The 21,101-nt window shown below is 69.0% G+C and carries 13 protein-coding genes; 7 read left to right on the plus strand and 6 right to left on the minus strand.

The features are described from left to right. Positions 1-31 precede the first annotated feature (31 nt). The 3 genes from AB0N06_RS08925 to AB0N06_RS08935 are packed head-to-tail and all read left to right on the plus strand — an operon-like array spanning position 32 to position 2,895. On the plus strand, positions 32-961 hold the full coding sequence (locus tag AB0N06_RS08925) for a hypothetical protein (RefSeq protein WP_366134001.1): 930 nt from the start codon (positions 32-34) through the stop codon (positions 959-961). A 57-nt stretch (positions 962-1,018) separates the two neighbouring features. Beyond that, complete coding sequence (locus AB0N06_RS08930; protein ID WP_366134002.1) at positions 1,019-2,248, plus strand: AAA family ATPase; 1,230 nt, start codon at positions 1,019-1,021, stop codon at positions 2,246-2,248. Positions 2,249-2,292: 44 nt separating this feature from the next. Then, the gene (locus tag AB0N06_RS08935) at positions 2,293-2,895 is read left to right on the plus strand and encodes a hypothetical protein (RefSeq protein ID WP_366134003.1); all 603 of its coding nucleotides are present in this window, start codon (positions 2,293-2,295) and stop codon (positions 2,893-2,895) included. 34 nt (positions 2,896-2,929) lie between these two features. Here AB0N06_RS08935 and AB0N06_RS08940 read toward each other — a convergent pair whose 3' ends face one another. Together AB0N06_RS08940 and AB0N06_RS08945 are read right to left on the minus strand one after the other, a co-directional pair. Further along, a complete protein-coding gene (locus AB0N06_RS08940) occupies positions 2,930-3,184 on the minus strand; it encodes a DUF397 domain-containing protein (RefSeq protein WP_366134004.1) in 255 nt (84 codons plus the stop codon). Next, positions 3,129-3,953, minus strand: a complete 825-nt coding sequence (locus AB0N06_RS08945) for a helix-turn-helix transcriptional regulator (RefSeq protein ID WP_366134005.1) — start codon at positions 3,951-3,953, stop codon at positions 3,129-3,131. The genes AB0N06_RS08940 and AB0N06_RS08945 overlap by 56 nt, the downstream gene beginning before the upstream one ends. A gap of 286 nt (positions 3,954-4,239) precedes the next feature. On the opposite strand from AB0N06_RS08945, the gene AB0N06_RS08950 reads away from it, so the two are divergent. Beyond that, a complete protein-coding gene (locus tag AB0N06_RS08950) occupies positions 4,240-4,686 on the plus strand; it encodes an ATP-binding protein (RefSeq protein ID WP_366134006.1) in 447 nt (148 codons plus the stop codon). A gap of 125 nt (positions 4,687-4,811) precedes the next feature. Here AB0N06_RS08950 and AB0N06_RS08955 read toward each other — a convergent pair whose 3' ends face one another. Beyond that, complete coding sequence (locus tag AB0N06_RS08955) at positions 4,812-5,237, minus strand: hypothetical protein (protein WP_366134007.1); 426 nt, start codon at positions 5,235-5,237, stop codon at positions 4,812-4,814. Continuing rightward, positions 5,234-6,907: a hypothetical protein gene (locus tag AB0N06_RS08960; RefSeq protein ID WP_366134008.1), complete on the minus strand. Its 1,674-nt coding sequence runs from the start codon at positions 6,905-6,907 to the stop codon at positions 5,234-5,236. Before AB0N06_RS08960 ends, AB0N06_RS08955 begins: the two co-directional genes overlap by 4 nt. Positions 6,908-7,188: 281 nt before the next feature. On the opposite strand from AB0N06_RS08960, the gene AB0N06_RS08965 reads away from it, so the two are divergent. Both AB0N06_RS08965 and AB0N06_RS08970 read left to right on the plus strand, forming a co-directional pair. Next, complete coding sequence (locus tag AB0N06_RS08965) at positions 7,189-14,097, plus strand: DEAD/DEAH box helicase (protein ID WP_366134009.1); 6,909 nt, start codon at positions 7,189-7,191, stop codon at positions 14,095-14,097. Further along, complete coding sequence (locus tag AB0N06_RS08970) at positions 14,094-16,403, plus strand: UvrD-helicase domain-containing protein (RefSeq protein WP_366134010.1); 2,310 nt, start codon at positions 14,094-14,096, stop codon at positions 16,401-16,403. Before AB0N06_RS08965 ends, AB0N06_RS08970 begins: the two co-directional genes overlap by 4 nt. Positions 16,404-16,414: 11 nt before the next feature. On the opposite strand, the gene AB0N06_RS08975 is transcribed toward AB0N06_RS08970, so the two are convergent. Further along, positions 16,415-17,377 (minus strand): serine/threonine-protein kinase, encoded by a 963-nt coding sequence (locus tag AB0N06_RS08975; RefSeq protein WP_366134011.1) that lies wholly within the window; start codon positions 17,375-17,377, stop codon positions 16,415-16,417. 221 nt (positions 17,378-17,598) lie between these two features. Here AB0N06_RS08975 and AB0N06_RS08980 point away from each other — a divergent pair, with 221 nt between their 5' ends. After that, on the plus strand, positions 17,599-19,599 hold the full coding sequence (locus AB0N06_RS08980) for an N-6 DNA methylase (protein ID WP_366134012.1): 2,001 nt from the start codon (positions 17,599-17,601) through the stop codon (positions 19,597-19,599). Here AB0N06_RS08980 and AB0N06_RS08985 read toward each other — a convergent pair. Then, complete coding sequence (locus AB0N06_RS08985) at positions 19,556-21,076, minus strand: serine/threonine-protein kinase (RefSeq protein ID WP_366134013.1); 1,521 nt, start codon at positions 21,074-21,076, stop codon at positions 19,556-19,558. The genes AB0N06_RS08980 and AB0N06_RS08985 overlap by 44 nt on opposite strands. Between the last annotated feature and the right edge of the window lie 25 nt (positions 21,077-21,101).

Consider the following 21,101-nt stretch of genomic DNA (forward strand, 5'->3'; position numbering starts at 1 on the left):
CGACAAGCAGCAAAGGGAATTGGGGTGGGGTATGCCGCTGCTGCTGTTTCTCAATGAAAAGTCATGCGAGTCCAACTCTGGACCGGCCGAAGTCGCTGCGGGCATGCGGGAGTTCGTATGTGTGCTGAAGCGCCTGCGTGAGTGGCGCAGCATCAGTCTGGCGACTCAGAGTCCGCTGCCGGAGGCCGAGCTCGCACGCGGGTACTACTACGGACAGTGGTGCAGTGACAACCGGAACAAGGACCAGCATCGCTTCATCCAGGCAATGCGCAACCGGCGTACGACCTTCAGTGACGCGCTCCATTCCGCAGCCGCGCCTGATCAGGGCGGCGTCGAGCACCGGCACAACGGTGTCGTTGTCCAAGGTCTCGGGGCCGCTCATCTGGCGGACGGTATGGCCATCAGCCTGCCTCTCGATCCCATCTGGAACGCATCCCAGATGGAACTGGAGGTCGAGGAAGTCACCGAGGACCCCGTCGGTGGTGAGCTGCTGGTCGAAGAGTTCACGGCCTCCGTACGCCACGCATCAGCGACCCGGCACCTCGACACGCACGAGCAGTGGGGCCGCTCAGAGGGGATCGATGCGGTCTCTTCGCCCGTGGAACTGTGGGAGCTCCGGGAGGATATTTTCCCGAATGTTCAATTACTTCCCCGCGTCCAGGGTGATTTGGAGAAGCTGGACCCCAAGTGGTTCAAGCCCGCCCGCAGGATGCTGAAACAACTGGAAGCATCCGCAGCCGGATGGGACCCCGCCTCCGCCACAGGCCCTGACTGGGAGGCACCCCACATCACTCCCGAGCACGAGCACGCCAGAAAGCAACGCTACTGGGACGATCTCGACGGCGTGAGCCGCTGCTTCGAACTGCACGGGCGGCTGAACCGAGGCGCCGGACGGATCTATTTCCGACTCGTGCCGGAAGAGAAGGCCATCCGGGTCGCCTATATCGGCCCACACCTATGAACAGATTCCGACCGCCTTCCGGTACGCTGCCCGCATCCACCCGATAGGTTCGCGACCATGCCCGGCCGTCTGCTCGAACTCCATGTGGAGAACTTCCGCAGTCTCCGTGACGTGACCGTCCCCCTCGGCCCGCTTACCGTTCTGGTGGGGCCGAACGGGGTTGGCAAGTCCAACCTGCTGAAGGTCTTCGACCTGCTCTCGGACATCATCCGGACCGACCTCCAGCCCGCACTGGACGCCCGCGGTGGCTTCGACGAGGTCGCGTTCTGGGGTGGTCCGAAGCCGCCCACGTCCATGACGGTCCGCCTCAAGGCGACCTGGACGACCCACGCGAGCGTCAACGCGCCCGACGAGTACGAGCTCACCGTCCGCCGCCGCAAACTGCGGAACAGAGAGCACGCCTACAGCCTGTCCCGCAGCGAGAGCTTCCAGTTCAAGCGGACCCAAGGGCGTGGGCGGCGCATCACTGTCTCCGGCGAGGAGGCCAAGGTCGTCGACAGGCGGGCGGGCAAAGAGTCCGACAGCGGGAGCTTCGGCATTCAGCGGCTGAGCAGTGGTCTGTCCACCCTGCCTCGGCTGGCCAGTTCGGACGGCGGCGAGGAGGTGTCCAAGGTGGCTGACCAGCTCTCCTCCTTCAGAGTGTTCGACGTAGACGTGGACGCTGCCCGCCAGCCCTCCCGCCTACGTCGCAAAACGCTCTTCCTCCAGGAACTCTCGTCCGAAGCGGACAACCTGGCCGAGTTCTTGTTCTACCTCAGTACCAACGACGACACCTGGCAGAATCTCGTAGCCGACGCCCGAACCGTTCTGCCGCAACTCGACGACATCGAGTTCGCAAGGGTCGGCGGCTCCGCCGACCAGGTGACCGTCATCCTCCACGAGCGCGGCCTCCGCCGCTCCACTCCCCTTGCCGACGCCTCCTACGGAACCGTCCGTCTGCTCGGCCTCCTCGCCATGCTGTACGACCCGAACCCGCCGGCCCTCACCTGCGTGGAGGAGATCGACCACGGACTCCACCCGCAGGCCCTGGAACTGATCGTGGCACGGCTCCGCGAAGCGTCCGAGCGCAGCCAGTTTCTTGTCGCCACGCACTCCCCCGCTCTCGTCAACCGACTGCATCCGGAAGAGTTCGTCGTCTGTGACCGCGACGAGGACGGCGCCTCGATCATCCCGGCGTTGACCACAGACGAAGTGCACGCCATTGTCGAGGAGTCCGGCGACCAGCCACTCGGCGAGCTGTGGTTCTCCGGCGTACTCGGGGGCGACCTCACTGGCGGTGAACTGTGAGCCGCAAGTCGCCGATCATCCCGCGACAAGGCCGAGGCGTCATCGTGCTCGCAGGCGAGGACGCCAACGACTGCGACATCCTGGCGCCGATCATCCGCCAGCACCATCCGAACCTGGGCACCGCCAAGCTCGTACGCATCAACGACCCAGTGCGGCTCAAGAAGAAGACCGGCCATGACCTCGCCACGGCCGTGAGCACGCTCATCGGCAAGGCCAAGGGAAAGGCGCTCCAGCAGCGCGGCCCACTGGTCGGCCTGGTGGTTCATGAGGACCTGGACGGCTTCACGGACACCCGCTACAAGACCATACGCAGGGCCCTCTCCGACGAGCTCGCCCGCCAGAGCCCCTGCGATTCGGCACTCGCCCTGTCGGCCTGGGAATCCGAGGCGTGGCTACTCCTCTTCCCGGCGGCGTTTCCCCGTGTCCGGCCGCGCTGGAAGGTGCCCGCCCAGTTACGCGGCAACGACACCGGGATGCTCAAGGACCCCAAGGAGACGCTGAAGAACAAGCTCGGCGCCCCTACTTTCCGCGAGAGCGACGGCCCACTCATCGCGAAAGCCGCGTACGAGCAAGGCCTGATCCCCACCCCCAAGGGCAAGAACCGCTCGTACGACGACTTCGTGGCCGACCTCACCGAGTGGGGCTGACGGGGCGGCGGTCTGAGGCGCCGCCCAGCCCGCCTCACACGTCGCGCGCGTACCCGACGAACGCGGCCCAGGCAGTCGGAGCGACGGCCAGACCGGGACGCGCGATGTCCTTCGAGTCGCGGACGTGGACAGCGTTCGGGCAGTCCGCTACCTCAACACACTCGCCGCCCTCCCCGCTGCTGTAGCTGGATTTGTGCCAGGTCAGAGCTACCTCGATACACTCTCCGCCTTCTTCACTGCTGTGGCTGCTCTTGAACCAGCCGTGTGCGGGGGCTCCGATCGTGTTCATTTCTCTGCTCTCCCAGCAACATCTCGACGAAGTCCAGCGATTCACGCGGAGTCAGTGCTTGAGCTCGCAGAAGCCCATATGCCTCTTCGAGCTCCCGGACTGAGGTCCGCTCGGTGTAGAGGCGACTGTCCTTGTGTGCCTCGACATAAGCGACCCTCCGTCCTTCACGCGTCTCGATCAAGGTAAACGGCCCTGACAGTGCTGCGTGCTCCTCGCACTCTATGGGCATGACCTGGACCACCACATTGCGGCGTTGCCCGAACAACATGATGTGCTCCCACTGCCCGCGCCTCACGCTCTGGCCGCCGAGGGGCCGTCGCAGGACTGATTCCTCAATGACGAAACTGATCGTCGGCATAGCGGCTTTCGCGAAGATGTCCTGCCGGGCGAGCCTGGCAGCAACCCTCTGGTTGACGGTTTCCTCGCCCAGCAGCGGACGACGCATCGCGAACACCTCCCGCGCGTACTCTTCCGTCTGCAACAACCCAGGTACGGCCTGGTTCGCGTACACATGCAGCTCCACGGCCTCCGCCTCCAGCCGCGCCGCATGCTGGAAGAACGACGGATACCGCGCCCGAGCCACCTCCCCCTTCATCGCAACAAGCAGCCCACCCGCCCCCAGCACCTCATCCGCCCGGTCGATCATCTCCGGCTTCGGAATCCGACGCCCCAGCTCCACCGAGGCGATCTGGTCCTCCCCGTACCCGAGCCGCGACCCCAACTCGGCCCGCGTGAGGCCCTCCCGCTCCCGCAGCAGCCTCAGCTGCATCCCAAAACACCGCAGGAAACCCACAGTCCCGTCGTCCCGCTCCGACTCGCCCATCGCTCACCCCGCCACGTACACCACTCACGCCCTGCCCATCACCACGCTACGCACAGCAACCACACTCACCACCCAAATCCGCAACGCTCCCTCGAACGGGTACCCGCTCTCCCCTGTCCGCCGCCCCGGCCGTTGCCACCGGCGTACACGGGCCGCAGCGGCCTGTACAGCCTGGCCCTGTACAAGCGTTGCTGCTGGTGAACCGGGCACGACCCCAGGCAACCTCCCTCCCATGACCACCCCCAACACCTCGCACGCAGACAAAGTGGCTTACCCCCGCCGAGAGTTCGTCATGCTCTTCACCTCCACCCCACGCGGCGCCCGCCTCGCCCGACTCCTGGTCGGCGAACGGCTGGCCGCCTGGGGCCACCCCTACCGTTCGCCCGTCCACGACACGTTCTCGCTCATCACCGGCGAACTCTGCGTCAACGCCGTGCAGCACGGCCACGTCCCGGGGCGGGACTTCCACGTCCAGCTGACGGAGACCGCCGGGGTCCTCCGTATCGAGGTGACCGACACCCGCACCGAGCGCCGCCCCGACCACGCCAGTCGGCCCACCGCACCGCCCCCGGACTCCGAAACCGGCCGCGGGCTGCTCCTCATCGAGAGCCTGGCTACCCGCTGGGGAGTCACACCGCGCGCGGGGGCTCCCGGGAAGACCATCTGGGCCGAGCTGTGATCAAGACGGGAGAGGCACACGGAACCCTGCCTGCCCGGGCCGTCGCCGTACTGGCTCCGGCCCACGCGGGGCCGACCTGGTCGGCGCCTGGCGGTGACTGCGTACGGCTGGGAGCCGTCGGCGATTCAGCCGGCCGCCGTCGCAACAAGGGACATGGCCGACGCCACCAGGGTGGCGACACCTGGGGCGCCGCCGCAGCGGTCCGCGAGCTGACGGAGCAGCGAGTGCGCGACGACTCGGCCGTCGGGCTCGTCGGGCCGCTGCTGCTGAATTGTGGTGAGCAGGGCGCGGACCCCGTCGTAGTCGGGGATGTCTGCCCGGACCCGGGCCAACGTGGCGTCGAGAGCCGTCAGGATCTGCGCCCACTGGGCCGTGTCGGCCGTCTCGCCGCCCAGGCCCAACTGGGTCTGGGACGAGGCGATCGCGCCCGGCTGGTTCTGGGCCTGTCCCATGACTCCGTTGTTGATGACTCCCGAATTGCCGTGCGGTGCCTGGTTGTCACGGCCTCGGCCGTGGTCTGCGTCGGTGCCATTGTTCCTGCGGAACATCATGTCTTCCCCTCTGCGGATGTTGACCGGTTATCGGTCTTCGTCATGGTGGAGCGCTCGGCTCCGGGCTGGTTCTGGACGTCGCCCATGACGCCCGTATTGATGACCCCGCTGTTCTCCAGGACGTACGTCACCTGCTTCATGTACGCGCCGGTGTCGACGTTGTGTTCCGTGAGAAACGCAAGCACCGACTGGAACACTCGTCGTTTCATCCAGTCGACATAGCGGCGGGCGTCGTCGTACTGGAGCATGTCGTCCATGGCGCGGGACGAATAGACCTCCCGCAGGCTGACCGGTCCCTCGCCCTTGTCCGCATCGGGACGGCGCGAACGGAACGGTCGGCGGAGCCGGTCGAGCAGATCGATGAGGTCGAGTGCGGCGTTGGCGGCCATCCGACCGTGGACGGCCCAGCCGCTCCGTTCCCCGAGGCGGATCGCCGCTCGCAGGGTGGGGTGGATCGGGTTGGTGACATGGGGGCGGACCGTGACCCGCAAGTCGTGATGCTCGTATGCGAAGTTGATGTAGAGGGAGGCGACGAGCTCCCCGTCCCAGGAGACGATGCGGGTGCACAGAAACCTTCGGGCCTCCTTGGTCTCCTTGTTGGCACCGGCCGCCCTGGTGCCGTCCACGGCGAGCGTCAGCAGCGACTCCCATTGCGCGTGGGTGATGTCGCGCCAGCGCTCGGCGGACACCGCCGCCACGTCGAAGACGACGAGGCGGTTCTCGGGGTGGAACTCACCATTCGGCTTGAACGGCTTGCGGAGTTGGTCCCCCACATAGCCGTGCAGGTCGTCCGGGGTGAAGGGTTTGACGCCGCCCGCGGTGCCGTCGGCGGTGTTGATCAGGTCGTCGACGCTGCGGAACAGCTGACGTACGAGGCGGGCTTCCTCGGACTCCGCGTCGGTGAAGTCCTTCGGCAGCACCGGCGCCACATCCACGCCGATGGCGGACTCGAAGATGACGGAGCCGGCCCCCAGGAAATGATGTCCGGATTCTTCCCGGCCCGGTGTGCGGAGGGCGTACGGGACCACCAGGCCGTCCCGTTGTTGTGGTGTCGCTCGAAGCCTGCGGCGGCGGCGCGGGGCCACCCACCAACGGTGGTCGCGCTCGGGGCGGTTGTTCCACGGGGAGGCGCGGATTCTGACATGAGCGACAAGTCGGTCCGCGTAACAGGCTGTCCAGGTGCCGGCCACCAGCATGAGCAGCAGGGTGAGCGGTCCGGTGTTCGTTCTGGCTGCGACGGTCACGGTGCCGCCGAGGGCCAGGAGCAGGAGCGCTCGGCGTACGTGTGTCAGCAGTTCGGCTCCGGCAGCGGTCTGCAGAACGGGCGTGAGGTGGAAGCCCTGTGGCGGGACCGGATGCCCGGGGGCCACACGTCGGCGGACCCAGCGCACGTAGTCGTGTCCCAACGGCACCCACGACTGTTCGCCGGCGGTGCGCAGCGGAAGAAGGACTTCCTGTCTTCGTGCCTGTCGCACCAGGCGCTTCCGGTTGGTCAGGTAGATCCACAGGAGGCGGGGCACCACACGTGCGTACGTCCTCACCAGCCGTTGGACGACTTCGACACGGTCGTCCCTGGAGTACGCGGCCGCGCACAGCCAGTGGGTGACGTCGGAGTGGTCCTGCCCCAGGTCCGCAGCCTCGGCCGGGCCGGGCGTTTCCGGCAACGGCATGGGCGGGGATTTGTCCGAGCTCCGCCTCTGGGGCGGAACGGACTCCGCCGCAGTTTCCGAGCGCTCGAAATCGGCGCCAAGCCCCATTTTCTTGCCTCCCCCGTTGCAATGGGTGACAGGGTCGGGGACAAAGGTCCGTTTCGGGAAGGGCGCGGCCTGCGCATGAAGCGGTTTCTGGCCAACCACTGGACCGACTGTCAGTGACCGGAGATACGGTTGTCCGTGATCGTCGGCTTTGCCGACGCCGTCCTTGCTGGGACATGTACACGAAAGGCGCCGTCGTGAAGCCCACTCTGGCCGCCGCGCAGTTGCGTGGCAGTCTGACCCAGTACCTCACGACGACGTATGCGCTGGCCGACGAAGACACCAGGCTGGCGCTGGAGCGGTTTCTCGGGGACCCGGAGGCGGGGATCTTCCGGGGGCCGTTCCTCCGGATCCGTACGCCGTTCCACACGGCGGACGACGGGTGGCAGTCGTCACTGGAGTGGGAGCCCGGATTTCCGCCGTACCGGCATCAGGCGAAGGCGTGGGAGCGGCTGAGCACGCTGCGCGGGGCGGCCGAGCCGACGCTGGTGACGACGGGGACGGGTTCGGGCAAGACCGAGTCGTTCCTGGTGCCCGTGCTCGATCACTGCCGCCGTCAGAAGGCGCTGGGGCGGCAGGGCGTGAAGGCCGTGCTGCTGTATCCGATGAACGCGCTGGCAACGGACCAGGCCGGGCGTATCGGGGAGTATCTGGCGCAGCCGGAGCTGGCTCAGGTCACGGCGGGGCTCTATATCGGGGACCGGCCGGACACGGACTTCCGGCGGGTGATGACGCGGCGCGAGGAGATGCGCAGGACGCCGCCGGATGTGCTGATCACCAACTACAAGATGCTGGATCTGCTGCTGCAGCGAGCCGAGGACCGGCCGTTGTGGGAGGGCGCAGATCTCACGTACGTGGTGCTCGACGAGTTCCATACGTACGACGGGGCGCAGGGCACGGATGTGGCGATGCTGCTGCGCAGGCTCGGGGCGACGGTCGGTGCCTCGCGGGCGGGGCGGCCTCTCGGTGACATCTGCCCGGTGGCGACGTCGGCGACGCTGGGCGAGGGCACCGGTGGGCTCGGCGGGATTCTGGAGGTGGCCGAGCAAGTCTTCGGGGTGCCGTTCGGGGCAGATTCGATCATCGGTGAGGAGCGGCAGGACGCCGACCAGTTCATCGGTGAGGTGAATTACGAGTTGCCGGATCCGCCGACTCCGAAGGAAGTCATCGAGGCGTCCGGCGGGCCGGGCATCGAGTCACAGCCGGACCGTCTCGATCTGGACGGGTTGGCGTATCTGCTGTTGAACCGGCAGGCGCTGGATCCCTTCAAGCTGGGGCGGATGCTCAAGCAGCACGACTTCACGCATGCGGTGCTGGCCCTGTTGAACGGGGAGCCGCTGGACGAGTGGGGGCTGCGCGACCGCATGGCCCGCTTCGGGTACTCGTGGGCGCGGACCGCCCGGGAGAATCCCCGGCTCGCGCTGGAGGCGTTGTCCCGGTTCGTGGCGCTGCTGTCCGCGGCGCGGGATCCGGCGTCGGACGCACGACGGCCCCGGCCGCTGCTGCACATCGAGGCACACCTGTGGGTGCGGCCGGTGAGCCGGGTGCTGCGTGGGGTCGGTGCGGCGCCGGAGTTCCGGTGGTACGAGGACGAACGGACGGCCGCCAGGAAGGCGGCGCTGGGCGCGGCGCCGCAGGAGGAGGCGGAGGGGCGGGACAGTGCGGACTGGCCTTCCGTGGACTCGCGTCGGGCCACCGCTCTGCCCGGGTCGGACACGGTGCGCCGGCCCGCGCAGACCCAGCTGCCCGCCGTGTACTGCCGACACTGCGGACGGTCGGGGTGGGCTGCGATCTCTCCGGAGTCCGATCCCCAGCAGCTCGTCATAGCTGCGGACAAGATCTGGCGGGCCGGTGTCGGCCGCGACAAGCGGCGCATCCGGTATTTCATCGCGGCCACACCCGCCGAGGCGACCGAGGCGCTCAACGCGCTGACGGGTGCCGCACCGGCGTCGGGTGGTGTGGACCCGCTGTCCGTGGTCGTTCTCGACGGCGCCGGGAGCACGTACCGGATGCCGGTGCCGGGCGATGCGGAGGAGCTTCAGGACGCCTGGTTCGCCCTTGCCGTCCTGGACAAGAAGACGGCGGACGGGGCGGCGAAGGACGACCGCTGCCCCGCGTGCGGTATCGACAACGGCATCAGGTTCCTGGGTACGGCGCTGGCGGCGCTCGCCTCGGCGACGGTCACGCAGCTGTTCACCGGCGGGGAGATCGCGCTGCTGCCGGAGGAGCGCAAGACGCTGCTCTTCAACGACTCGACGCAGGACGCCGCGCACCGTGCAGGGTACGTCGCCAACGCGTCGTACAAGTTCTCGCTGCGGTCGCTGCTCGCGCACAATCTGGACGAGTCGGGGGCGCCGCTCGCGCTCAACGACCTGATCGGCAATGTGCTGGACTCGGTCGACGACCCGCAGGCGCTGGCCGCTGTCGTGCCGCCGGATCTGCATGACGAGGCCGGCGTGGACCGGCTGTTGTCGGGCCGGGGCACGGGCGACGCGCGGACGTGGAAGCTGATCGGGGAGCGTCTGGCGTTCGCGACGGTCATGGAGTTCGGGCTGCGGTCCCGGATGGGCCGGACGATGGAGCTGACGCGGACGGCAGCCGCCGAGGTCGCGGTGGTGAACCCGGAGCGGGTGGCGGCGCTGGCCCGCGATCTGCATCTGACGCTGCCGGGGCAACTGGTGGTGAGCCAAGGACTGCCGACCACCGATCGGTACCTGGCCTTCGTGCGGGGGCTGTTGGAGCGGATACGGACGCGGGGCGGGGTGCGGCACCGCTGGCTCGATACGTGGATCAAGGAAGCTGGGGTCAATCAGTACCTGATCTCCGGGCAGCGGGCGGAGGGCATGCCCGCGTTCCCGGAGGGGTATGTCGCTCCGCCGCGCTTCCTGCTGGACAGCACGAAGGAACGCAGCAAGTTCGACACCGTCACCGGACGGGGCGGCTGGTACCAGGACTGGACACGGCGCTGTCTGTCGCTGGACGCGGCCGGGGCGAGCGAGTACCTGCGCCGCCTGCTGCCGGTGCTCGCGGAGGAGGGACTGCTGTCGGTACGGGTGGCCGCCGACCGCACCACGCGGGTGTACGGGCTGCAGCCGGGGCACATCGAGGTGCGGCTGCTGGACGACTCGGTGGTCAACAAGGCGTTCGTCAGCTGCGACGCGTGCGGCTGGCAACAGGTCGTACCGCCCGAGCGGCGCACCCGTTGGTACGGGCATCCCTGCCCGCGCTACCGCTGCAAGGGCAACCTGACTCCGCCGCAGTACGGCATGTCCTCGACGGGGGCGGGTTCGGGCGGCTTCGGCGGGAAGCTGGAGCGCGACTATCAGGGCGACTACTACCGGCGGCTGTATCTGACGGGCGGCACCTACCGGGTAGTGACCGCGGAGCACACGGGCATGCTGACCCGGCCCGAACGCGAGCGCGTGGAGCGGACGTTCCGCGAGGGCACGCACTACACCGACCCGAATGTGCTGTCCTGCACGCCGACGCTGGAGCTCGGCATCGACATCGGCGACCTGTCCGCCGTCCTGCTCGGTTCGCTGCCCGGCGGCCCGGCAAATTACGTGCAGCGGGCCGGGCGGGCCGGGCGCAAGACCGGCAACGCGCTGGTGGTGGCCTTCGGCGGGCGGCGTGCCCGTGATCTGTACTACCTCGACGATCCGCGGCAGATGATCGCCGGGGACATCGTGCCGCCCGGTTGCTACCTGTCCGCGGTGGAGATCCTTCGCCGCCAGTACACGGCGCATCTGCTGGACCTCGCGGCGCGCGGCGAGCTGGCGACTGCGGACGGCGAGCGGTTGCAGCCGGTGCCTCGGCTCGCCTCGGCCCTGTTCGGGACGACGGGGTGGTGCCAGGACCTCCAGGACGCGGCCCTTACCGAAGGGGCTCGCCGGGTGGAGGAATTCCTGGCGCTGTTCCCCGTGGGCAAGGGCGAGGACACCGGGGTCTCCGATCATGCGGCCGACGAGCTGCGCGCGTACGCGACCGGCGGCATCGTCCGTACGCTGCAGGAGGCCGAGGAGGACTGGACCGGCCGGCGCGAGGAACTGCGGCGGCGCATCGCGGCGATCGACGTGGCCGTGGACGGACTTCTCGAGGACGACCGCGAACAGGGGCCGGAGCGACGGGAGTTGCTGGCCGAGCGCCGTTCGACCGGCGACCTGCTGCGCAATCTGAGCCAGACGAGCGCGCACGGTGTGCTGGTGGAGCTGGGGCTGCTGCCGAACTACAGCCTCGCCGACACGGTGACGACCCTGGAGGGCACGCTCTACTGGAAGGAGACCGGTGACCCCGCCGACGGGGATGCCGATGCCGCTCCGACCAGCACTTATCGCAGCGAGGTCCGTGATTACGAGCGCTCCCGCAAGCTCGCCCTGACCGAGCTCGCCCCGGGCAACAGCTTCTACGTCAACGGCTACAAGCACGTGGTGCGCGCCCTGGACATCGGCAGCCCGGAGCGGCGCGCCTGGTCGGTGTGGCGGCTCTGCCCGGCCTGCGGCTATGTGCGGACCGAGGACGCCCAGAGGGACACGTCGCCGTGTCCGCGCTGCGCCTCGCGGGAGATCGCGGATGCCGGGTGCGTGAGCTACGTGCTGGAGCCCAAGCGGGTCATGGCGCGCGACAAGCGCGACGACGCCCGGGTGCGGGACGACCGGGACGAGCGCGACCGCAGGCGGTATGCGGTACTGAAGACCGTGGACATCGACCCGGCGCATCTGGCCCCCGGATCATGGCGGCACGACACGGCTGTGTTCGGCGCGGACTTCACCCGGCGCGCGGTGGTCCGGACCCTGAATCTGGGCCTCGACCGGCAGGACGGCAGCTCCACGGTGTCGCTGGCCGGTGAGGACGGCGTCCGGCTCAACCCCTTCTACGTGTGCACGAGTTGCGGCGGCGCCACGTCCGAGGGGCGGCCGGTCGTCGACCAGGCGCAGCATGCGCTGAGCGAGTCGCTGAGCAGGTCCACCCGGGCCAGTGCCCATCATCAGCTGTGGTGTCCGCGCCGTCGGCAGCGCGGCGCCGGTGAGGAGCAGGGCAAGGGCGAGGACGTACCGCTGCTGCTCGCCCATGAGCTGGTCACGGAGGCCGTACGCATCCTGCTGCCGGTTTCCGTGGCGCGTGCGAAGGAGCGGCTGGCCTCGTTCACGGCCGCGCTGTTCGCCGGCATCGCCGCCCGCTATGGGGGCGATCCGGACCACATCGATATCGCGGCGGCCTCGATGCCGGACAGCGGGGACGGGCTGGGGGCCGACTACCCGCGGCGCTTCCTCGTCGTCCACGACCGGCTTCCGGGCGGCACGGGCTATCTGCACCGGCTGGCATCCGCGGAGGGGTTCCGTGAGGTGCTGTTGAAGGCGCGCGAGGTGATCGAGAATTGTGGATGCCGCGAGAAGGGTCTCGACGGCTGCCACCGCTGCCTGCTGCGACGGGTGCCGCCGGGCGACTACGACAGGGTGAGCCGCCAGGAAGTCCGGCAGATGCTCGACGAGTTGCTGGGTGCGGACGGTGAGCGATGGAGCACTTCTCCGGTCGCGACGACGCAGCACATTCCGATGGAACAGCAGGCGGAGAGCGACCTCGAGGTCGTCTTCATAGACACGTTGCGCGCGTGGGCGTCGCTACCTGGCAGCCGGGCGAGCGGCGACGCGTACACCACTCCTGCGGGTACGCACGCGCTGGACCTTCGGCTGACCGGTACCGATGGCAAGACGGTCAGCTGGCGGGTCTCCCAGCAGCGGGTGCTCGACGGCACCCGCCCCGATGTCCTGTTCGAGCGGCTGGATGCCCCCGGGCGCCGGGTGGCGCTCTACCTGGACGGCTACGCCTTCCACGCAGGGCAGAAGCACAACCGGATGGCGGACGACGCCGCGAAGCGGACCCGGCTGCGGGCGGACGGTCTGCGGGTCTTCCAGCTGACCTACGCGGACGTGAAGGAGTGGCAGCGCCGGGTCAAGGACACGGGGTACGCGGGCGCGGGACCCGCTTCCCCGGTCTGGCGGCCGTACGGGGACCCCGGGGAGGCCAAGGCACGTGGCTACTACGCCGGCGTGCGAAAGGGGCTGCCCGGCGAGCTCTCGGAGACGGTGTGGGTCAACCCGGCGGATCTGCTCATGGCGTATCTGCGTGATCCCTCGGCCGACCGGTGGCTGTGGCGGGCGGAGGCGGCGGTCGCCGGTCTGCTCGGGGCCGGGGTGCGCGGCGGTCCGGTAGGCACTGTCGGTGAACAGATCATGCGGGCGTTGAGTGGCGCGGAGCCGACCGTACGACCCGGTGGGAAGGTTCAGGTGTACGCGGCCGAGGATGCGTCGGCATGCAGGCTGGTGTTCGCGGTGGACGGGCGGAACCGTCCGCCGTCGTGGACGGCACTGACCGTCATCGATGACGCGGACAGCGTGTTCGGAGACGAGGAGGCGCACAAGCGGCGCTGGCGTGGCTGGTTGTACTGGAGCAATCTGCTGCAGTTCCTGGAGCACGGCGGGGGTGACAGCGTCCAGCTGACGGCGGGGCAGCTGGACGGGTTCGCACCCGAGATGCTGGGTGTCGCGGGCGGCGCGGGGCTGCTCACCACGATGCTCTCCCTCGAAGCGATGGCCGCCGAGGCCGACGGAGGCCGTGCGCCTGTGGACTCGGGCCCAGCGGCGGCTTCCGGCGACGCGCGGGCCGTGACAGTGGTCGTGGCCGAAGCCGACGCAGCACTGCCCGCCGCGTCCGGCAGGGATCCGCGCTGGGAGCAGGTCCTGGAACACCTCGACCCGGACGAAGCGGGGCTCGAGGACCTCGCGCTGCGCCTCGCGGCGATGTCGGGCGTCCCCGTACCCGCGGACGGTCACGAGCTGGACGACCGGGGCTGGATGGCCGAGTTGGCCTGGGTGGACGCGCGCATCGGCGTCGTTCTCGCACCGCACCCCGTCCTCGGGGACGAGCGCAACCCCGAGGCCGAGGACCGCGACCGGGCCTTCGCCGCCGCCGGCTGGGAGGTACGTCCCGCCACAGAATGGACCGCCGAGGAGATCGCCGCGAGGCTCGGCGTACAACCTTCCTCCGACGGCATACGTCGTGACCAGGAGAACCACCGCACCAAGAAGGACGGGGAAGACGAGTCGTGACCACCCAGAGTGTGACCCTGCGCCTGCTCGACAAGGCGGACAGGGAGATCCTCAAGCTCCCCCGTTCGGTCAAGGGCGCGATCTATGACTTCCAGCACAAGTTCAAGAACAACCCAGGCTCGACAGGCATCCAGCTCAAGCAGCTCAAGGGCCACGACAAGCTCTGGTCGGCGCGCGTCAACGACGAGTACCGGGCATTGCTTCTGCGCCTCGCCGACGACGACTGGCTGATCGTCTCGGTCAAGCACCGCAAGGACGTCTACGAGCATCTCGACCGGCTCGCGTACTCGGTCAACCGCATCACCGGCGGTATCGAGTACGTCGACCTCCAGGTCGTGGAGGAGAGCCTGCTGGCGGCACGCGCCGCCACCGCTCCCCCGGCACAGCCCGCGGCTCCCGCCCCCGAGCCTGCGCCGCCTGTGGAGCCTGTGGAGCCTGCACAGCCGACTCAGGTCGAGCGGCCTGCGGGACCCGCGCCCGCGTTGCTGTTCGCGGCCTGGACCGAGCAGCAGCTCACGGACCTCGGCGTCGCCGGGCCGCTGATCCCCGTCATCCACGCGCTGACCACCGAGGACCAGCTGCTCGGGCTCGTCGACTACGCACCGCAGCTGACCGGTGAAGTACTGCTCGCGCTCTACGACAAGAAGTCGTTCGACGAGGTACTCGAGCAGATCACCGCGCCCGTCGCCGCACCCGAAGCCGTCGACACCGATGACTTCCAGGCCGCCGTCGAACGCCCGGCGACCATCGTCACGACGACCGACGAGGCCCTGCGCGAGGCCCTGGAGGGCGAGGACTTCGGCCGCTGGAAGGTCTTCCTGCACCCCACCCAGGCCAAGCTCGTGAACCGCGACTACAACGGCCCCACACGCGTCGGCGGTGGCCCGGGTACCGGTAAGACCATCGTGGCCCTGCACCGGGTGAAGCATCTGGTCGAGCAGCTCCCGCCCGGTCGCGACAAGCCGATTCTGCTCACCACTTTCAACAAGAACCTCGCCGCCGACCTCCGATCCCGGCTGCTCGCGCTGGGCGGCGAGACACTGCTCGCCCGCGTGGAGATCAGCCATGTCGACCAGCTGGCCCTGCGGATCGTGCGCGAAGCCGAGCCCGGCAGCCGTAAGCAGACCATCGACGACAACCAGGCCGTGCGCGAGTGGCGGTCGCTGCTCGAAGAACTCGACGAGTCGGGCTGGGACGCCGAGTTCCTCCAGGACGAGTGGTCGCAGGTGATCCTGGGGCAGGCCGTCACCTCCCGTACGGAGTACTTCCGGGCCCGCAGGGCGGGTCGCGGGCGCACCCTCACCCGCTCCGAGCGCGCCGACATCTGGCAGCTCGCCGAGCGCTTCACCCAGCGCCTCGACCGCCTAGGCCGGCAGACCTGGGACCAGGTGTCCGAGCGGGCGGCGCGCCTGGAGATGCAGCGCGAGCAGCGCATTCTGGCGATGGACCAACAGCGCGAGGAGGCCGGTGGGCTGGACAACATCCACCTGCAGGCCGGCTCCGGCGGCTGGCTCCGATACCGCTACCAGCACATCGTCGTGGACGAGGCCCAGGATTTGCGGCCCGCGCACTGGAAGATGCTGCGCGCGATGACCGCGCACAGCCGCAACGACCTCTTCCTGGTCGGCGACACCCATCAGCGCATTTACAAGAACCAGGTGACGCTCGGCAGCCTCGGCATCAATATCCGTGGCCGCGCCTCGAAGTTGAGCCTGAGCTACCGCACGACGCGCCAGATCCTCCGCTCGGCGCTCGATGTGCTCAGCCAGGAGAAGTACGACGACCTCGACGGCAGCGAGGAGACCCTGGCCGGATACCGCTCCGTCCTCAGTGGAGGAGTACCCGATCTGCACGGCTGCACGGACTGGTCCGCCGAGCGTGAGGCGATCGCGACGCTGATCCAGCATTGGGGGGACATCCCCCACGAGCAGATCGCGATATGTGTACCCACTAACCAGATGGCGACCGAGGCTGCGACGACCTTGGCGGAGCACGGCATCCGCGCCGTCGAGATCGGCCCGGACGGCCCGCGCGGCGACGGCGGTGTCCACATCGGCACCATGTTCCGCTTCAAGGGCCTCGAGTACCAGCGCATGATCGTGGCCGGTGTCAGCGACGGCCTGATCCCCCGGGACGACGTGAACCGGAGGCGCACCACCGATCCGGTGCGCTACCGGCGCGAAGTCCAGCAGGCCCGCTCGCTGCTGTTCGTCGCCACGACCCGAGCCCGCGACAGCCTGGACATCTTCTGGCACGGCACGCCCAGCCCGTTCCTGGCGCCACTGGTGGCCGCTGTCCCGGCCTGACGGGCGGACGGTCAGAGCGGCTGCGGCCCCTGCGGGACGAGGAACGGGCGACGCGGGTCCTCCGGCGGTGTGCGACGCGTTGCCCGGGCCGGATCCGGGAGCGGAAGGTACGGCGACAGCGCCGCATACACGTCGACCGCCGAAGCAGGGCGGTCTTCGGGTCGCTTGGCCAGCAGGGCCGAGACCAGGTCCTGGAGCGGCCCGTCCACGTCCACCCCGGCATCCGCGATCGGCGGAGGCGGCACCGTGAGGTGCTGGGTGGCGAGGAGTGCCGGTCTGTCCGAGCCGAAGGGCGGGCTTCCGGCCAGCATGTGGTGCAGCAGGCAGCCGACCGCGTACAGATCGCTGCGTGCGTCGAGCGGCTGGTTCCCGGCCAGGAGTTCGGGGGACGCGTACACGATGTTCCCCAGGCTCTCCCCGGTCATGGTGAGACTCGGATCGGTCTCGGACAGGACCTTCACGAGGCCGAAGTCGAGGATCTTCACGATCCCGTCGCGCCGCACCATGACGTTCTCCGGCTTCAGGTCCCGGTGGACCAGACCTGCGGCGTGCGCCGCGGAGAGGCCGGCACACAGCTGGGCGGCGACAGCCACAGCTGCCGGCACATCGAACCGCTCGTCGTCCTGCTGGTCGAAGAGATACTCCAGGGTGGTGCCGTCGACGAGCTGCATCACCAGGCAGCAGATGTCGTCCGTGACCGCGGCGTCGTACACGGCGGTGACGTTGGGGTGATCGAGCCGAGCCGCGGCCTTCGCCTCGCGCTCGAAACGGGCGAGGGCCCTGCGTCGGCTGTCGGGAAGGGCAAGGAGATCCGCGGCCACAGTCTTGATCGCGACGGGGCGGTCCAGGTGCAGATCCCGGCCGCGCCATACCTGCCCCATGGACCCTTGCCCCAGCAGGTGCTCCAGCCGATGGCGCCCCCGCAGGACCACTCCCGGGCCGACCTTCTCCACTTCCCGTCCTCCACTGATCATCGCGCGCACGAAACGCCCTGACCGGACTCGGCCCGGACGGTGCTGCGCTGATTGCGTGCCCTCGTACAGCCTCGAGTCGATCACATTCACGACTCCCCCTCATCCACTTCACGCCAGGCGCACACACGATCGCCACGCTGTGAACAAAGTCAATGTCCGTAGTAGCCTGCCACGTGATATGGGGTGCCCCACCGACCCGAACACCGACCGCGGAGATCTCGATGCCATCAGCCCAAGCCGTACCGGTCACCCTCGCGGAGATCGCTCGGATCGCGGGAGTGGGACGCGCGGCGGTAAGCAACTGGCGGCGTCGCCACGACACCTTCCCCGACAGGATCGGCGGTACGGACGCGAGTCCGCAGTTCTCGCTCGCCGAGGTGGAGGAATGGCTCCGGTCGAACAGCAAGCTCAAGAACGCCGGAGGCCGCGAGCTGCTGTGGCCGCGCTTCGAGGCACTCGGCAGCCGGGACGAGGCCGGTCTCGCGATCGCCGAGGCGGGACGCCGTATGCGCGGCGGACGTGCTCGGGCCATGGATCCGCCGTTGTCGCCGGATGCCCAGGAGCTGATCGGGGAAGCTGCCCGGCTGGGGCGCCGGGAGGGCGCGAAGGAAACCTTCGACTTCCTGCTCCAGCGCTGGCTCGACGCACACGTCCGCCAGATCAGCACCACCCCTCCCGCATTGGCGGCCCTGATGGCCGAGATCGCACTGCGCGTTGGGACGAATCGTTCCGCCAACAGGGTGACGGTTCTCGATCCGGCATGTGGCACCGGACATCTGCTCGCCGCCGCGGCGGAGGCCCACCGGTCCCTCCCGGTCGAGCTGCTGGGCTGCGAACAGGACCCCGCGCTCGCCGCCCTGGCCGCCGCCCGGCTTGCCTCGGGCCAGGGGCCGGGCGACGTCACAGCCGAGATCCGAGCGGGCGACTCACTACTGGCCGACCCGTTCAGCGGCGTCACGGCGGATGTAGTGCTGTGCAACCCCCCCTTCAATGAACGTGACTGGGGTTACGAGGAGCTGGCCACCGACTCCCGCTGGACACACGGCCTGCCGCCGCGCACCGAACCCGAACTCGCCTGGGTTCAGCATGCTTTGGCGCACCTTGAACCCGGTGGAACCGCCGTGGTGCTCATGCCTCCCGCCGTGGCCTCGCGCAAGGCGGGCCGGCGGATCCGCGGCGCCCTGCTGCGCAGCGGAATCTTGCGAGCTGTGATCGCGCTGCCCCCGGGCAGTGCGCAGCCGCACAGTGTGTCGCTCCATCTCTGGGTCCTGCGCGCCGGACACGCCGCGAACGGTACGGGCGACGTCACTCTGGTTGATGCAGCACGAGCCGGGAGGTCAGGCGGCAGGGAGGCCGGAGCGCCCGACTGGGAGGCGCTCGCCGATTTCGTACGCTCCGTGTTCGACGCCATCGATCCGGAGTTGCCCGCAGTCGCATTGCCCCCGGGCGCCGCCCGGGTCTCGCTGATCGACCTGCTGGACGACGAGGTCGACCTCACGCCCGGCCGATACGTGGCATCGACCGATCAGGAGGCACAGCCGGAACTGGCCGATTCCTGGCAGGAATTCACGGCGTTGCTCACTGGTCTGCAGCAGACCGGGAAGGTACTGGCCGGCCTCGACCTGGCCGGCGGGGGCGAGCGGCACGCCGCAACCACGGTGGGAGATCTGGCGCGGGCTGGGGCGCTCACACTGAGGAGTGGTCAGCAGCCGTCCGACGGAGCGGTGCAGAAGGAGCCTCCTGCAGCAGGTGGTGTCCCGCTGCTCACCGTGCCGGACCTGCTTTTGGATACCGGGTCGAGCGGCTGGCTGGCCTCGGCCGACGCCGTCGTGGTCGCCGAGCCGGGTGATGTGATCGTCGCCGGAGTGGCCCGCGCCTTCAGTGCCTGGGTGCACCAGGGACAGCCGACCGCGCTGGGTCCTCAGCTGCACGCACTGCGGGTGGCCCCGGACATGCTCGATGCCCACTTCCTGGCCGGGTGCCTGCGTGCCCCGTCGAACGGCCGGCAGGCGGGCACTCACGCGTCCAGCTCCTCCCGGGTGGACGTACGCAGGCTTCATGTCCTGCAACTACCTCTGGAGGACCAACGGCAATACAGCGAGGCGTTCCGGACCGTGAAGGAGTTCCACTCGCTGATCTCCCGGCTGGACGGTATCGGCACAGGGCTCGTGAACAACCTCAGCGACCGGCTGGTCGCAGGACGTCTTCCGGCGGGTCGCTGACGCGCTCGGCAGATCCGGGCTGTTCGGACCCCGGCTCCGCGCACCGCTCGGACACATCGAGCTCCACCTCGCTGCGAATCTGTTCGACCCACGCCGCCTGTGGGGCGGGCAGTGCGGCCGCGAGGGCCTTCGTCTCGTCGAGAACGACGAGGGCGGCGGAGATCTCACCGAACGCGAGGCGGCATTCGGCGGCGCGCAGGGCGAGTACCGCCCGCTCGGCACGGTCCCGGGGGGCGTCTCCACAGACCAGTTCGCGTCCGAGCCCGTCGTAGAGTCCGGCTGCGCCGCCGCAGTCTCCGAGGAGGCGCAGTCCTTCGGCGGCCAGCAGCCACACGTCCCGGACCAAGGGGCGCTTGGCACCCCACTCCACGCGTACCCGCGGGGCCAGTTCCGCCAGGCGCCCCACAGCGGCACCCGGCTCCCCGTCGTGGAGCTCTCGCCGTGCCGCTTCGCAGAGTCGCTCGACGTCCCGGACATCGAGCCACTCGTCGTCCCTGCGGGAGGGTGCGGGCGCACGCGTGGGCTGCTCCTGAACGGCTGTCCGGAACGGCCGGGTCGGATCGGGGTCCAGCCGGGGCCTGGGCCCGGGATCGTCGGGCCGTGGCACCCATGACTGCAGTGTGGAGCGCACCTCTGCGACGGTGGGGCGGTCCTGCGGATCCTTTGCGAGCATGCGCAGGACCAAGGCATCCAGTTCATCGGGGATCGCGGCGGCGTGCAGGCCCGGCGGCAGCGGCTCGTCGTGCAGATGCTGGTGGTTGAGGAGCTGCGTGCTATCGGCGACGAACGGGGCTCGCCCGGTGCAGAGCTTGTAGCAGACGCATCCCAACGCGTACACATCGGTGCAGGTGGTGGGCTCTTTCTCCAGGATCTGTTCGGGCGCCTGGTAGCCACGGCTTCCCAGGGTGGAACCATGCCTGGTGTACTGGGTGGCCCCAGCATCGAGGGGCTTGGCGATGCCGAAGTCGATCAGGACGGCGATACCTTCCCGGGACAGCATGATGTTCTGCGGCTTGAGGTCGCGGTGCACCACAGGCAACTGGTGCGCGCAGGCGAGCGCGTCCGCGACCTGGGCCGCGACGGCGACGGCCGCCGGCAGGATCAGTGGCCCGCGTTCGGCGAGGAAGCCATGCAGGGTGACGCCTTCGACCAGTCGCATCACCAGGTAGGGCATGCCGTAGTGGGTGCCCTGGCCGAACAGCTCGGGAATGCCGCGGTGGGACAGCCGACCCAGGAGCGCCCCTTCTCGCCGGAACCTGCCACGCAGGGACTTCAGTTCGGCAAGACGTTCGCGGGTGTCGAACTGCTGGAAGTCCTCGGTGTCCGGGCGGAGGAACTTCACCGCCACTGACCGCCCGGTCCCAAGATCGACGGCGCGCCATACCGCTGCCATGCCGCCCTTGCCGACGGACTTCCTCAGCTCGTATCGCCCGTCGAGGACCTCACCCGACCGGACCTGCTGCCACTCGATGTCCACGCCGCACCTTCCGTACTCCCTCGTA

Source organism: Streptomyces sp. NPDC051020, assembly GCF_040683105.1.
GTDB lineage: Bacteria > Actinomycetota > Actinomycetes > Streptomycetales > Streptomycetaceae > Streptomyces.